Origin of the sequence: Labrys wisconsinensis, from assembly GCF_030814995.1 — a bacterium.
GTDB lineage: Bacteria > Pseudomonadota > Alphaproteobacteria > Rhizobiales > Labraceae > Labrys > Labrys wisconsinensis.
The window spans coordinates 165,504-180,012 of the sequence record NZ_JAUSVX010000003.1; the positions used below are offsets into that span (position 1 = coordinate 165,504).

The window sequence follows — 14,509 nt, forward strand, 5'->3', positions numbered from 1 at the left end:
TGGCGAAGGAGAGGCGCGATGAAACAGCCCGGTCCTGACCATCCCATCACCATCGAGCTCGGCACCAGGCGCGTGCGGGTCCTGTTCAACGGCTTCGTGGTGGCCGACACGATCCGCACCCTGGACCTCAGGGAGGCCGGCCATCCCCTGGTCCGCTACGTCCCGCGCGAGGATGCGGACATGCGGCTGCTACGCCGCAGCGACCACGAAACCCATTGTCCGTACAAGGGCGAGGCCAGCCATTTCACCATCGTCGCCGACGGCCGGGAGGCGGAGAACGCGGTGTGGAGCTACGAGCACCCCTCCCGCGCCATGGCGGCCATCGCCTGGCACCTGGCCTTCTATCCCGACCGGGTCGACGCGATCGAGGTCCTCGGCTGACGAGGAGGCGAGGTCTTCCGTCGCAGGTCGAGGGCGCGGCTCGGGCCTTCAAAAGCCGCGTTGCCGCTCCCATGTCCGGTGCACAGGAGAATCGCCATGAAAGAGCCAGGCCCCGATCATCCCATCACCGTCACGCCGAACGCGCGGCGGGTGCGCGTCGTCTTCAACGGCCGGGTGGTGGCCGAGACGGCACGCGCGCTGACGCTGAAGGAATCGACGTATCCCGCGGTGCAGTACATCCCGCGCGAGGACGCCGACATGAGCCTGTTCGAGCGCACGGCGCACGCAACGCATTGCCCCTACAAGGGCGATGCGAGCTACTTCACCCTCCGCGCCGACGGACGGGAGGCTGCGAATGCGGTATGGAGCTACGAGCACCCCTACAAGGCGGTGTCGGGCATCGCCGGGCACCTCGCCTTCTATCCCGACCGGGTCGACCGGATCGAGGAGCTGGGCTGAAGAGGCACTGCTCTCCCGTCGCACTCCCGAATTCGAATAGGACTTGATCCTATTTGCCATGGTATCGTGGCAATGAGGGGCCACGCCATGAGAACCACCCAGCAATTCAGCATCACCCTTCCGCACGACATGGCGGAAGCCGTCGAGCGCAAGATCGCATCGGGCAGCTATGCGTCGGTCAGCGAAGTCATGCGCGACGGCGTCCGCGCTTTGCTGGAGCGCGATGCGGCGGTCGAGAGATGGCTGCGCGAGGAGGTGCTCGCCGGCCATGCCGAGTACATGGCCGATCCTGACAAAGGTATCCCCGCCGAAGAAATCCTCGACCGCATCAAGGCCCGACGCGCTCCGCCCGAATCTTGCTGATTCCCGTGCAAGTCATCTTCACGCCCCTGGCGGAGCGGCAGATCACTGCGTTGCACGACTATATCACCGGACAGGCAGGCCAACGTCGGGCGGACGCCTATGTCGGCCGCATCCTGTCATGCTGCCAGAGTCTCTCGACCTTCCCGCAACGAGGAAGCCGGCGCGACGACCTCTTGCCGGGATTGCGCACGATCGGCTTTGAGCGTCGAGTGACGATCGCGTTTGTCGTCGCTGCGGACGCCGTTCTGATCGAAGGCATCTTCTACGGCGGGCAAGATTTCGAGGCTTCGTTCCTCGACACCTGAGGCGACAGTCGCCGCCGGCCGCCCCCTACCCCGCCGAGCCCTGGGCGATCGGCGGCTGGAAGGTATATCCCATGTCCCAGGGGAAATAGATCCAGGTGTCCTGGCTGACCTCGGTGATGAAGGTGTCGACCAGCGGCCGGCCGAGGGGCTTGGCATAGACGGTGGCGACATGGGCCTTGGGCAGGCGGTCGCGCACCACGCGGGCGGTCTTGCCGGTGTCGACCAGGTCGTCGACCACCAGGATGCCCTCCCCGCCATTGGCGGCGAGGGCGTCGTCGACGTCCTTCAGCACGTGAAGGCCGCCTTGCGTGGTGTAGTCGTGATAGCTGGCGATGCAGACCGTCTCGATCAGCCGGATGCCGAGCTCGCGCGAGATGATCGCCGCCGGCACCAGGCCGCCGCGCGTGATGCAGACGATGGCCGAGAACGGCCCGGAGCCGGACAGCCGCCAGGCGAGGGCGCGCGCATCGCGATGGAACTGGTCCCAGGAGACGGGGAAGGCCTTGTCGGGCGGGGCAGGACTCATCGTCCGATCCTTCTGCGGAAAGCCGCGGCACGTGGCGCCGTGGCCGGCGATAAAGCGCAAGCGCGCCCGTTCCACAAGCCCCGCGCGACACGGCCGGCGATGCGGCCTCAGCCTGTGCCGGAACCGCCGTGCGATCAAGCACCGCCAGCGGCCGGGCCTCAGCCCTGCTTCTGCGCGACGACGGCGCGCACCATCAGCTCCACCGCGGTCTTGGCCGCGGCCACCGCGGCCGGATCCTTGCCGCGGATGACGAGCTGGGTCTGGAAGCCCTGCGGGCCGAAGGAGGGATAGGAGCCGATCGAGACGTCGGCGTGCTCGGCGGCGATCGCCGCCAGCGGCTGGGCGATCATGCCCTCGCCGATGCCGTAGCCCGGCGAGACCGTCTCGGCGATCATCCTGGCGCCGGTCTCGAGCGTCGGCACGATGGAGTCGAGCATGCGCTGCATGATGTGGGGCACGCCGGCCATGACGATGACGTTGCCGATCTTGAAGCCGGGCGCGCCGGAGACCGGGTTCTCGATCAGGTCGGCACCGTCGGGGATACGGGCCATGCGCAGCCGCGCCTCGGTGAGCTCGCCGTCGGCGTAGCGCGCCTTGAGGATCGCCACGGCGCGCGGGTCATGGTCGATGCCGACGCCGAAGGCCTTGGCCATGGCATCGGCGGTGATGTCGTCATGGGTCGGGCCGATGCCGCCGGTGGAGAAGACATAGGTGTAGCGCGCCCTGAGCGCGTCGACCGCGGCGACGATCTCGGCCTCGACGTCCGGCACGACGCGGACCTCGCGCGCGTCGATGCCGACGCCGCCGAGATATTCGGCGATGTAGCCGATGTTCTTGTCCTTGGTGCGGCCGGAGAGGATCTCGTCGCCGATGACGAGGATCGCGGCGGTGACGGTCTTGAATTCGGTCATGGATGAAGCTCCGGCATCACGCCGGTTTATAGCGTGACGCCGCAGAAGCAAGAACCCTGCAAACAGAACCCGGCGTGGCTCAGGCCGCCATCCGGGCGCGATTGCCGTCGCGGGCGATCATGAAGCGCAGGGCGCGGCGCGCGGTGGTGGGGGTCATGCCCTCGAACTCGCGCTGCATCGCCTCCAGGTCGCCGCGCCCGGGAGCACCCTGCGGACGCAGGCGCAGCGCCAGGTTGAGCGTCGGCCAGGTGAAGTTGAGCGCGCGCAGCATCAGCACCAGGCCGCCGTTCCGGTCGGCGCAGAGCGTGGTCTCCACCGCATCGAGCGGCAGCTTGCTGAGGCTGGCGAGGGCGCAGACCGCCTCCTCGAAGCGGCCGGCCCGGGCGAAGCCGGCGACAGCGGCCTCGTTCAGCTGGCCGCTCTCGACGAGGCCGTTCACGACGGCGACCGCATCGGCATAGTCGCGACGCCTGGTCGGGGTCTCGGCATCGAGCGTGGTGGCGGCATCCTGCACCAGCTTGTCGAGGGCGCCGAGGGTCTCGCGGCTGGCCCGGTGCAGCAACAGCGTCTTGACGTCCTTGGCCGCCTTCTCGATCAACAGCTTGAAATGCTCCGGCGGCAGGTCGGCCCGCAGGCCGACGACCTGCTGCAGGGCCGGATCGCGCTCGGAGCGCTGCACCAGCGCCCCGAAGCCGCCGTCCGAAAAGGCGGCGCCCGGGTTGCGCGCGGCCGATTGCAGGACCGTGCGGTCGCCACGCTCGACCAGGACGTCGGTGACGGACGCGGGCAGCGCCTTGCGGCCGGAGATCGCCAGGAGATGGTCCTGGTCGACCTCGCGGGCGATCTCGTTGAGGTCGTCCTCGGTAAGGCGCTGCGACTGCGCCAGGATCGGCGCCGCGACGCTGATATGGTCGCGAGCCAGGGCGTTGACCGCCTGCTTCGGCGCGTTGGGGATCGGCGCCAGCACGCGCGCGACGCTCGCCCGCGTCTGGGTCTCCACCACCTGCAGGAAACGGCGCATCACCTCGTCGTAGACGTCGACATGGGTCTCCGCCAGGCTGTCGGCCGTGGTGACGAACAGGTTGGTGATGCTCTTCAGGGAGCGCACGTGCCGCATCGGGTCGTTCTGGGCAATAGCAACGTCCAGCTCCGTCAGGAGCGACATCAGGGACAGGCTCATGACGGCTCCTCAGGCGGCGGACAGCTCGACGGCGTGCTCGCCGAGATTGGCTTGGATGACGGCGGTGATCTTGGCGCGCAGCTCGCGATCCATGGTCTCGCCGAGCAGCATGCGCAGGGTCTGCTGCACCGTCGAAACGCTCACGCCCTCGTCCACGGCCGCCGCCAGGGCGCGCCATTTCATCAGGGGATCGAGCGTTCCGCATACGTCGAACAGGATGATCGGCCGGATGCCGATCCGCGTCAGCGAGACGGCAAAGGGGATGATGTCGCGTTCGACATAGTTGCCGGCGAGCAGCGCCCGGCTGGCATGAGCCTCGCGCAAGGCCGCCATGGCGGCGGCGGGATCCAGCCCGCGCGCCTCCTCACCGTCCCCGTCCGTCCCGACATGGGAGACGCCGATCGGCAGGATGTCGATGGCCGCCTCGAGGACGCGCGTCCCCTCCAGCCAGTTGATATAGGAGCCGTCGTCCACCACGGAGGCGGACAGGTTCCAGTTGAACAGGCACAACACAGAACGCTCCCCGAAGCTCATGCGCGGGATCCCTGACTGCGGATGCCGGGTGGTATCACGGCGGGGTGTAAGGGCCGGTTTCGTCGAAAGCTTCAATTTGACCGATCGTCAGCCGGCTCGCCATCACGGGGCGGTGCCGGCTCGGGCGCCAGCCAGCCGCGATAACGCACCAGACGGCCGATTCCCGGCAGGGCGATCGGCACGTCGAAGCGGAAGCGGCCCTCGGCATCGACCGATTCGCGCGCCAGGGAGGCCGGCGCCAGCCCGACCGGCAGCGCCAGCGGGCCGAGGCGCCAGCCGACCAGGCGCATGGTCAGCCCCTCCGTCGTCGCCGCCAGCGCCAGCTCGAAATCGAAGGGCGCGAAGCGCTCGCGCAGCCGGCCGGGACCGAGAGGCGACAGCCGGCTGCGAAAGCGGCGGCCGCCGAAATCCCGTTCCCAGGTCTCGGCGCCTGCGGCATCGAGGCGCATGACCACGCGCACCGGCACCTGTCGCCCCGCGGCCGGCAGACGGAACAGGTGCGCCAGCCACGATGCCGGCAGCGATTCCGGGCCCTCGACCTCCGCCATGCCGGCGAGCCGCGTCACCGGCCCCAGGCGATGGGCGCGGCCAACCGCCTGGGGCAAGATCGCAAAGGACGGTCCCAGCGCCGCCTCGACCGGCGAGAGCGGATGGCACAGGCTGCGGGCGAGGCCGATGCGCAGCCGCGAGGCCTCGGCGGCAACTGCGTCGAGACCGACGAGGCCGGCAGCCGCGCGCGCTCCCGGCGCCAGGGCGCCGCGTCCGCCGGCCAGCTGCCGGACCAGGGCAAGGGCCGGCAGGGTCGGCACCGAGGGGCCGTCGCCGGCCTCGGCGACCAGGGTCCAGGCGGCGAGCACCGGCCGGTCCTCGCCGTCGCGCCCGGCCGCCTCGACGATCATGCCGCCGCGATCGCTGCCGAACCTCTCGCACCAGGCGGCGGCACGGCGGAGCAGCGGCGCGAGGGGCACGAGGCTGCGCGCCAGGCCCGCGCGCGGCAGCAGGGCGAGCAAGGCCAGGCCGCCATGCAGGAGGCCGAGCTCGAGGCCGGCCCGGAACAGCGCCGCGTCGCGCGGGCGGTAGCGCGCCGCCAGGAGGTCGAGGTCCGGGGTCTCCGCCAGGGCGAGCCGGCGCTCCCCGAGGTCGCCGATGCGCCGGCGCACCGTATCGGACCAGCCCGGACGCGTGGTCCAGCCGCCGTCGAGGAACAGGCGCACGGGCCGGCCGGCCCAGGAAAGGATGGCGGCGACGACCGAGAGGCCGCGCGGCGCCCGGTTGCCGGGCGAGATGCCGGCCTCGACCCGGTCGATCCGCGTCCAGCCGGCGGTCAGGGCGTCGAGCACCGCATGCGAGAGCGCCGGCGTCGAGCTCGCGCCGGTGATCGCCACGACCCCGGCGGCACGGGCCGCCGCGTCGAGCGCCGGGAAGGCCGCGACGAAATCGCGGGCGTCGGCGAGGTCGAGATAGTCGAGGCCGGCGGCGATCGCGGCCTCGGCGAGGCGCGGGCGCGCGCCCTGGAACGGGCCGGCGGCATCGACGACAATGCCGGCCCCCGTGGCGGCGAGCTCGGCGGGCGTGGCGGTCCGCACATCGAGCACGACGGTCTCGATGCGGGCCGCCGGATATCTCGCGCGGACGGCGGCGGCCGCCGCGGCGCTGCGGCCGGGATCGCGGCCGGCGACGATCACGGCGAGGTCCGTCGTCGCCGCCAGGCCTTCGACCAGGCGCGAGCCGAAGACGCCGGCGCCGCCGACCACGAGCACGCGGATCATGCGAGCTCGCCGGGCTCGGTCAGAAAGCGGCGCCGGATGTCCGGCGTCGGCATCAGGCAGGACTCGGTGCGGCCGAACAGGCGATAGCGGTTGCGGGCGACGAGGTCGTAGAGGCAGTTGCGCAGCGCTCGCGGCAGCAGGCGGAAGACGGCGGTCCAGCGCCATCCCGGCAGATCACGCCAGACCTGCAGGGCGGAATCGCCCTTGAACCAGGCCCTGCCGTCTCGGATCACCACATTGGTCTGGGGCGCCTCGACGTCGATGCCGAAGCGGGCGGCGAGCGCCCGCCCGGCCTCGGTCTGGACGGCGACGAAGCGGTGGCGTCCACCGGGATCGCGCGGGATGAGGAACTTCACCCAGCCCGCGCACAGGACGCAGACGCCGTCGAACAGGATCAGACCGTCGGGCAGGTCGGTCGCAGGCCGCGGACGCCAATCGCTCATGCCGCGGTCATAGCACGGCGCGTGCTCGGGCGGCAGCCATCGGCCGTGGCTTGCGCGGGCGCCGACACGCTGATAGGGCCTGGCCTGCGCCCGGCAGGCACGAACCCCCGGCGCTGGGATCTCGCGATGAGGAACGACCCGTCCGCAGACCGCTAGGCCGCAGCAACACCGACATCGTTGCTGCGGCATCTGTCGCTCCCGCAGGCCATGCACCGAACAGACAGATCGCCGCTCGATATCCCTCGTGCGGACGCACTCCCATGCCTTCGAAACATTCGACCTGGACCTTCTCGCTGCCGGCGGCGCTGCTGCTGATGGCGCCCTTCGACCTGCTGGCCTCCCTGGCCATGGACATCTACCTGCCGGCCCTTCCGGCGATGCCGGGAGCGCTCGGCACCTCGCCGGCGATCATCCAGCTGACGCTCAGCCTCTACATGGTGGTCCTCGGCGTCGGGCAACTCCTGTTCGGGCCGCTCTCCGACCGGATCGGCCGGCGGCCGGTGCTGCTCGGCGGCGCGTCCCTGTTTGCCTGCAGCTCTCTCCTGCTCGCCCTCGTCTCCTCGGCCGCGCCCTTCGTCGCGCTGCGCGTGCTGCAGGCGGCGGGCGCCGCGGCGGCTCTGGTCGCCACCTTCGCCACGGTGCGCGACGTCTATGCCGGGTCGCCGCAGGGCGCGACGATCTACAGCCTGCTCGGCGCCATGCTCGCCTTCGTGCCGGCGCTCGGCCCGGTCGCCGGCGCGCTGATCCTGGAGGCCTGCGGCTGGCGCGCCATCTTCGGCACGCTCGGCGGCCTCGCCGCAGCCGCGGGCCTCCATGCCTTGGCGGCCTGGCCGGAGACGCGCCCCGAAGCGCCGGCGGGGGCGCCACGGCCCTTCGGCCGGATCCTGCGCGATGGGGCCTTCCGCACCTACACGCTGGGCTTCAGCGCAGCCCTGGGCGCCTTCTTCGTGTTCTTCTCCACCGCTCCCCGCGTCCTGGTCGACAGGGCCGGACTGTCGCCGCTCGGCTTCAGCCTGGCCTTCGGCTCGACGGCGCTGGCCATGGCGGCGACCAGCCGCTTCGCCCGGTGCTTCGTAGCGCGCTGGGGCCTTGCCGGGACTCTTGCCCGCGGCATGGGACTGCTGCTCGCCGGGGCCGCCCTGTTGACGGCCGGCGAGGCCCTGAACGCTCCGCCGCTCTGGGGCTTTGTCGCGCCGATGTGGGTGATCGCCGTCGGTATCGCCATGGCCTGCTCGGTCACCGCCAACGGCGCGCTGCGGCGCTTCGGCGATGCCGCGGGCACGGCTGTCGCTCTGCATGCCTGCCTCCAGAGCCTGGTGGTCGGCGGCGTCGGCACGGCCTTCGTGGTGCTGCTGCCCGGCGACACGGCTTGGCCGCTCGCCGGCTTCTGCATCGTGATGGGGCTCGCGACGCTCGGCGCTGCGCAGGCTGGAGAAGCGGCGGAAGGACTGAGCGCCGACTGCCGGAGCAAGGGGCGTCGGCGCCTTGCTCCGGCCTCTCCGGCACGCGGGAGCCTCGCGCAGGGCCGCGCTCGAAACCGTCCGGAAACACATCGCCGCTTTGTCGCCCCGTTCCCGTCGCGCTCCCAACAAACGGCAGGACGAGGCTCGATTGCGTGGAAGCAGCCGCTCACGGCTCCGCGATTTGCGTGGACATCGCATGACCACATCCGATCCCAATCCCGTGCTGGTGGCATTCCAGCGTTTCGGCCTGGGCGCCAGGCCCGGCGACTACGGCAAGGCCGCGGGCGACCCCCGCGGCTTCCTCAAGGCCGAGCTTCGACAGGGCGACATCGCGTTGATCTCTCGCGACAACGCGGCCTTCGACCTGCCGAGCTCCTCGGCGGCCCTGCAGGCCAGCATGGATGCCGGCTTCGAACGTCAGCGCGAGAAGGCCGCGCAGGCGGCCCTGGCGCAGCCGGCGATGGCCGCCCTCCCCGGTGCGCCGCCGCAAGCCGGCGCGAAGCCAGGACCGATGCCGGCGGCCGCCATGCCGCCTGCCGGGGCAGCGCCCGCCGCGCCGCCCGAGCCGCCGGTCGAGACCCGGCTGTTCCGGGCGGAGGCCAAGGCGCGGTTCGACAAGGCGCTCGCGGTCGAGGCGGGCTTCGTGGAGCGCCTCGTCTATTTCTGGTCGAACCATTTCTGCATCTCCGTCGCCAAGGAGAGCCCGGTCCGGGCCGTGGCCGGCGCCTTCGAGCGCGAGGCGATCCGGCCCTTCGTGCTCGGGCGCTTCGCCGACATGCTGATGGCGGTCGAGCACCACCCGGCGATGCTGCTCTATCTCGACAACCAGCAGTCGGTCGGCCCGGATTCGCGCGCCGGCCAGAACCGCAGGCGCGGCCTGAACGAGAACCTGGCTCGGGAGATCCTGGAGCTGCACACGCTCGGCGTCGACGGCGGCTACGGCCAGGCCGACGTGACGAGCTTCGCGCGGATCCTGACGGGGTGGAGCATGGCGGGCCGCGACGGCAGGCTCGGCGAGCCCGGGACCTTCGTGTTCAACGCCAGCGCCCACGAACCGGGCGAGGAGGTGGTGCTCGGCAAGGCCTACGCCATCGGCGGCATGGGCCAGGCCGAAACGGTGCTGAACGACATTGCCCGCCACCCCGCCACCGCGCATCACATCGCGACCAAGCTGGCGCGCCATTTCATCGCCGACACCCCGCCGCCCGCGGCGGTGGCGCGCCTGGCGCAGGTGTTCACCGACAAGGACGGCGACCTCCGGGCGCTGGCCGTCGCGCTGGTCGACACGCCCGAGGCCTGGAGCGCGCCGTTCACCAAGATGCGCACGCCGGTCGAATATGCCATGGCGGTGCGGCGGACGGTCGGCCCGGGCGCGGGCAGCGACCCCAACCAGACGCTCGGCTGGCTGGCCGCGCTCGGCGAGCCGCTGTGGCAGCCGCCGGGCCCGAACGGCTTCTCCGACGTCGCGGCGGCCCAGGCCTCGCCGGAAGGCATGAAGACGCGCTTCGACATCGCCTGGCAGGCGGCCCGGCAAGCCAAGGCGATCGCCAATCCCGTTGCCGTGCTCGACGCCGTCATCGGGTCTTCGGCCTCGCCCGAGACGCGCCGGACGGTCGAGCGGGCGGCTTCCGAGCAGCAGGGGCTGGCTCTCCTGATGATGGCCCCGGAATTCCAGCGGAGATAGCGCCATGGCCCTGCTGTGCGAAATCCCTTCCCCGTCCCGCCGCACCGTTTTGCTGAGCGGCGGCGCCCTGTTCGCCTGGGCCTATCTGCCGCGCATCGCCCGCGCCGCCGACGGCCGCGATCCGCGCCTGATCGTCATCGTGCTGCGCGGCGCCCTCGACGGCCTCACCACGGTCGGCCCGGTCGGCGATCCCGACTATGCCGGGCTGCACGGCGACATCGCCCTGTCGCTGACCGGTGCGCACCCGGCCCTGCCGCTCGACGGCTTCTTCGCCCTCAACCCGGCGATGCCGGCCTTCGCCCGCCTGTTCAAGGCCGGACAGGCCGCCGTGGTGCATGCCGCGGCCACCGGCTACCGCGACCGCTCGCATTTCGACGGCCAGGACGTGCTGGAAAGCGGCTTTCCCGGCCCGGGCCATACCGAGACGGGATGGCTGAACCGCGCCCTCGCCGCCCTGCCCGCCGGCGAGCGCGTCGCCCGGCACGGAGGCCTGGCCGTCGGTCCCTCGACGCCGCTGGTCATGCGCGGGGCGGCGCCGGTGATCGGCTGGGCGCCGCAGGCCCTGCCCGCGCCGGACGACGACCTCGCGACACGGCTGCTCGATCTCTACGACCATCGCGACCCGGTTCTGGCGACGTCGCTGCGCCGCGGGCTCGACGCCGACCGGCTGGCCTCGAACGAGGGCATGGTCGCCGGCGGCATGAAGCCGCGCGGCGGCCCGGATGCCATGCGCCAGGCCGCCCAGGGCGCGGCGCGGCTGATGGCCGGCGACGACGGCCCGCGCGTCGCGGCGCTGGCCTTCGACGGCTGGGACACCCATGCCAACGAAGGCGGCGCCACCGGCCATCTCGCCACCCTGCTCGCCGGGCTGGACGGCGCCTTCGCGGACCTGCAGAGCGGCCTCGGCCCGCGCTGGAAGGACACGGCCGTCGTGGCGATCACCGAGTTCGGGCGCACGGCGCACATCAACGGCACGGTCGGCACCGACCACGGCACCGGCACGGTCGTGCTGCTGGCCGGCGGCGCGATCAAGGGCGGGCGCGTCATCGCCGACTGGCCGGGCCTCAAGCCGGCGCAGCTCTACCAGGGCCGCGACCTCGCGCCGACCGCCGACGTCCGGGCGGTGCTGAAGGGCCTGCTCGCCGACCAGTTCGGCCTCACGCCGGCCGTGCTCGGCGACAAGGTGTTCCCGGATTCGGCGGCGGTGAAGCCGATGGCGGGCCTGGTGGTCTGACGGCGCGACCGGCCTCGCGACTGCGTGCCGGCCGCCTCGCGCCGCAATCTCCTGGGGAAGATCCCATCTTTTCAATCCTTTGCCGGGCGGACTCGCGTTCGCCCGGCAATTCTCGTGTTGCGGTTGCGCGAAATGTGTGGGAAATTTTCACACATGAAGCATCACACCAGCCCCGTCCGGACCATCACCTGCGTGCACCAGGGCTACGAGCTCTACGGGTCCGACCGGGTGTTCGTGCAAAGCGTCAGGAGCCTGCGGGAGCACTTCCCGGCGGCGAGGATCCAGGTGTTGCTGCCGGCCCGGGGGACCCTCGCCGCCGAGATCGAGCGTCTGGGCGCCAAGGTCGAGGTCCACGACCTCTGGATCCTGAGGCGGAAGGGCATCCTGAAGCGGGCCACCATCGGGCTGCCCGCCCTGGTCAAGGCGATCGCGCGAGCCCGGCGGCAGATCTCGGAGAGCGATCTCACCTATGTCAGCACCTGCGTCATCGTGGATTTCCTCTGCGCGGCCCGCCTGAGCCGCAGGCCGATGCTCGTCCACGTGCACGAGCTGCCCCAGGGCATGGTGCTGCGGGTGCTGCGCATGCTGCTGGCCTGGTCCAGCGCCCGCGTCCTGTTCATCTCGAAGGCGACGCAGGCGGCGTTCGCGCTCGGTCCCGGCCAGGGTCTCGGCTTCGTCTGGAATTCCTGCCCGTCGCCGGCCTCCCCGACGCCGCCCGGCTATGACGGCACGCGTCCGCTCCGCATCCTGATGATCGGCCGGATCAACCGCTGGAAGGGGCAGCCGCTGCTCATCCAGGCGATCGCCGACATCGTCCGGCAGGGCCGGCGGGTGGAGGTGCGGATCGCGGGCGGCACGTTCCGCAGCCCGGAGCTGCGCGCCGCGCTGCTGAAGACGATCGACGACCACGACCTTGCCGGCACGGTGCTCGTCGAGGACTTCCGGGCAGACCCTTCGCCGCTCTATCGCTGGAGCGACGTGGTCGCCGTGCCCTCCCTCGCCCCCGAGCCGTTCGGGCTGGTGGCGATCGAGGCGATGGCGCATGCCCGCCCGGTGATCGCCGCGGCCCATGGTGGGCTCGTCGAGATCGTCGAGCCCGGCAGGACCGGCTGGCTGTTCGCGCCGCGCGAACGGAGCGCCCTCGCCGCCGCGATCCTGGAGGCCGTCGATACGCCCCACCTGGTGCGGGAGCGCGGCCACGCCGCCTGCCAGAGCCACGCGGCACGTTTCACCGAGGAGCGCTATGCCGGCCGGTTCAAGGCCTTCGTCGACGAAGCCCTGGGCGCGACGCACGGCGCGGCCGGTGTCGTGCCCGAGCCAGCGGCCTCCAGCCCGCCGCGCTGACACTTCCGCTTCGCTCCGTTCCCGACGACCATTGCAGCCCTGCGTATCACCGAGCCCGCCGGCTCAGGCGAGCTCGACGGCCGGCTCGATCTTCGCCCGCTCCCTCAGCACGGCCTCGTCGACCGCATCGAGCGCATCGAGGAAGGCCGCCGCGAAGCTGCCCGGCCGCGGCGCCACGGCTTCCGCGAGCTCGGCGGCGACGGCGAAATGCACATGCGCCGCCACCAGGCCGGTGAGCGGATCCGGCGCCACGGCGGCATAGGCGGCGGTCAGAGCCCCGAGCGAGCAGCCGGTGGCGGTGACCCGCGGCAACAGGGCGCTGCCGCCGCCGATCCGCACCAGCACGGTGCGGCTGCCGACCCGCCCGACCACATGATCGACCGGACCCGACGCCGATACGGCGGCGGCATGGGCGAGGAGGTCGCGCGCCGCCGGCACGGCGGCCGCGGGATCGGCCGAGCTGTCGACGCCGCGCGCTCCGCCGCCGAGCCCGGCAAGGCCGATGATCTCCGAGGCGTTGCCGCGCACCGCGGCCGGCCGGAACTGCAGGAGCTCCGCCGCGACGCCGCCGCGCCAGGGCAATCCGCCGGCGGCGATCGGATCGAGCACCCAGGGCTTGCCGGCCTTCTCAGCGGCCGCAGCCGCCAGCCGCATCGCCTCGACCTGGGCCGCCGTGGGCGTGCCGAGATTGATGAGCACGCCGTCGGCGATGCCGGCGAACAGCGCCGCCTCCTCCGGGTTGTCGACCATGGCGGGCGAGGCGCCGGCCGACAGCAGCACATTCGCCATGAAATTGGTCGATACCGTGTTGGTCAGCGCCTGCACCAGGGGGCGGCGCGCCCGCAGCGCCGCATGGGCGGCGACCACGGCGTCGAGGGCGGGTGCGAAACTCATGGCATCGGTCCGGGCTTGGAGGAGCGTTCGATATTGAATATACAGTCTAGAGATTTGATAGTTAAATGAGACGCCCGATGCGCACAAGCGGAACGACGGCCGGCGCGGATCGGACGACGCCGACGAGCCGGACCGGGTGGGACGGGCGGCCGCTGGTCTCTGCCGACTGGCTTTCCCGCCATCTCGCCGATGCCGATCTCACGGCGCTCGATGCCAGCGTCGCCAAGGCGACCGGGGCCGACGGCGCCCGCGCCTGGCGCAGCGGGCTCGCCGCGTTCGAGACCACCGGCCACATCCCCGGCGCGCGCTTTGCCGACCTCATCGACGACTTCTCCAGCCCTGCCGCCCGCTTCGCCTTCACCCGGCCGACGGCGTCGCGCTTCGCCGCGGCGGCCAGCGCCCTCGGCCTGACCGACGACCGCCGCCTGGTGATCTATGACGACAGCACCGGCATCTGGGCGGCGCGGCTGTGGTGGCTGTTCCGCGCCTTCGGTCACGACGCCGTCGCGGTGCTGGACGGCGGGCTCGGCGCCTGGACGGCCGGCGGCGGCCGGCTCGAAACCGGCCGGCCGGCAGAGACGCCCACCGCCTTCACGGCGCGGGAGCGCCCGGGCTTCTTCGTCGAGACCGCCGATGTGCTCGCCATTGTCGAGGGACGCGCGCCGGGCACGCTCGCCTGCGTGCTGCGCCGCCCGGTCTTCACCGGCGCCGAATGCTCCTACAGCCGGCCGGGCCATATCCCCGGCAGCCTCAGCCTGCCCCATGGCGAGCTGCTGAGCCCCGACGGCCGCTTCCGGCCTCCGGCCGAGCTGCGCCGTCGCCTTGCGCCGCTGCTCGCCGGCGAGCGGCCGATCGTCGCCTATTGCGGCGGCGGCGTCACCGCCGCCGGCACGGCGCTGGCCCTGGCGCTCGCCGGCGCCGATGGCGTCACAATCTATGACGGCTCCCTCGCGGAATGGTCGGCCAACCCGGCGCTGCCGATGGCAACCGGCTCGTAGATCACTTCAGGAACCACGCAC

Annotated in this window: 15 protein-coding genes and 1 pseudogene; 9 read left to right on the forward strand and 7 right to left on the reverse strand. The window is 71.9% G+C overall.

The window, feature by feature from the left end:
• Positions 1–18 precede the first annotated feature (18 nt).
• The 4 genes from QO011_RS10755 (at position 19) to QO011_RS10770 (ending at position 1,508) form a co-directional block, all read left to right on the forward strand.
• Positions 19–381, forward strand: a complete 363-nt coding sequence (locus QO011_RS10755) for a DUF427 domain-containing protein (protein ID WP_307271430.1) — start codon at positions 19–21, stop codon at positions 379–381.
• A 96-nt stretch (positions 382–477) separates the two neighbouring features.
• Complete coding sequence (locus QO011_RS10760) at positions 478–840, forward strand: DUF427 domain-containing protein (protein WP_307271432.1); 363 nt, start codon at positions 478–480, stop codon at positions 838–840.
• Between the two features lie 87 nt (positions 841–927).
• Positions 928–1,203, forward strand: coding sequence for a type II toxin-antitoxin system ParD family antitoxin (locus QO011_RS10765; protein ID WP_307271433.1), 276 nt, complete (start codon positions 928–930; stop codon positions 1,201–1,203).
• Positions 1,203–1,508: a type II toxin-antitoxin system RelE/ParE family toxin gene (locus QO011_RS10770; protein WP_307272332.1), complete on the forward strand. Its 306-nt coding sequence runs from the start codon at positions 1,203–1,205 to the stop codon at positions 1,506–1,508. The genes QO011_RS10765 and QO011_RS10770 overlap by 1 nt, the downstream gene beginning before the upstream one ends.
• Positions 1,509–1,533: 25 nt before the next feature.
• Here the strand turns inward: QO011_RS10770 and gpt are convergent, their stop codons facing one another.
• The 6 genes from gpt to QO011_RS10800 form a co-directional block, all read right to left on the reverse strand.
• Positions 1,534–2,034 (reverse strand): xanthine phosphoribosyltransferase, encoded by a 501-nt coding sequence (gene gpt / locus QO011_RS10775; RefSeq protein ID WP_307271435.1) that lies wholly within the window; start codon positions 2,032–2,034, stop codon positions 1,534–1,536.
• Between the two features lie 158 nt (positions 2,035–2,192).
• Entirely contained in the window at positions 2,193–2,945 is a 753-nt protein-coding gene (locus tag QO011_RS10780; RefSeq protein WP_307271437.1) for a competence/damage-inducible protein A, read from the reverse strand.
• A 79-nt stretch (positions 2,946–3,024) separates the two neighbouring features.
• Entirely contained in the window at positions 3,025–4,125 is a 1,101-nt protein-coding gene (locus QO011_RS10785; protein WP_307271438.1) for a DUF2336 domain-containing protein, read from the reverse strand.
• A 9-nt stretch (positions 4,126–4,134) separates the two neighbouring features.
• The gene (locus QO011_RS10790; protein ID WP_307271441.1) at positions 4,135–4,659 is read right to left on the reverse strand and encodes a hypothetical protein; all 525 of its coding nucleotides are present in this window, start codon (positions 4,657–4,659) and stop codon (positions 4,135–4,137) included.
• Between the two features lie 71 nt (positions 4,660–4,730).
• A complete protein-coding gene (locus QO011_RS10795) occupies positions 4,731–6,428 on the reverse strand; it encodes a saccharopine dehydrogenase family protein (RefSeq protein ID WP_307271443.1) in 1,698 nt (565 codons plus the stop codon).
• On the reverse strand, positions 6,425–6,871 hold the full coding sequence (locus QO011_RS10800) for a thiol-disulfide oxidoreductase DCC family protein (protein ID WP_307271446.1): 447 nt from the start codon (positions 6,869–6,871) through the stop codon (positions 6,425–6,427). Before QO011_RS10800 ends, QO011_RS10795 begins: the two co-directional genes overlap by 4 nt.
• Before the next feature lie 260 nt (positions 6,872–7,131).
• Between QO011_RS10800 and cml the strand changes: the two are divergent.
• The 4 genes and pseudogenes from cml to QO011_RS10820 form a co-directional block, all read left to right on the forward strand.
• A pseudogene (cml, locus tag QO011_RS10805) lies at positions 7,132–8,295 on the forward strand (CmlA/FloR family chloramphenicol efflux MFS transporter); the annotation flags it as partial.
• Between the two features lie 235 nt (positions 8,296–8,530).
• Positions 8,531–10,018 carry a DUF1800 domain-containing protein gene (locus QO011_RS10810; protein WP_307271449.1) on the forward strand — a complete coding sequence of 496 codons (1,488 nt, stop codon included), beginning with the start codon at positions 8,531–8,533 and terminating at the stop codon, positions 10,016–10,018.
• A 4-nt stretch (positions 10,019–10,022) separates the two neighbouring features.
• On the forward strand, positions 10,023–11,252 hold the full coding sequence (locus QO011_RS10815; RefSeq protein WP_307271451.1) for a DUF1501 domain-containing protein: 1,230 nt from the start codon (positions 10,023–10,025) through the stop codon (positions 11,250–11,252).
• Positions 11,253–11,405: 153 nt separating this feature from the next.
• Complete coding sequence (locus QO011_RS10820) at positions 11,406–12,596, forward strand: glycosyltransferase family 4 protein (RefSeq protein WP_307271453.1); 1,191 nt, start codon at positions 11,406–11,408, stop codon at positions 12,594–12,596.
• Between the two features lie 63 nt (positions 12,597–12,659).
• On the opposite strand, the gene thiM is transcribed toward QO011_RS10820, so the two are convergent.
• Positions 12,660–13,490 (reverse strand): hydroxyethylthiazole kinase, encoded by an 831-nt coding sequence (thiM, locus tag QO011_RS10825; protein ID WP_307271456.1) that lies wholly within the window; start codon positions 13,488–13,490, stop codon positions 12,660–12,662.
• 77 nt (positions 13,491–13,567) lie between these two features.
• Here thiM and QO011_RS10830 point away from each other — a divergent pair, with 77 nt between their 5' ends.
• On the forward strand, positions 13,568–14,488 hold the full coding sequence (locus QO011_RS10830) for a sulfurtransferase (RefSeq protein ID WP_307271458.1): 921 nt from the start codon (positions 13,568–13,570) through the stop codon (positions 14,486–14,488).
• The last annotated feature ends 21 nt before the right edge of the window (positions 14,489–14,509 follow it).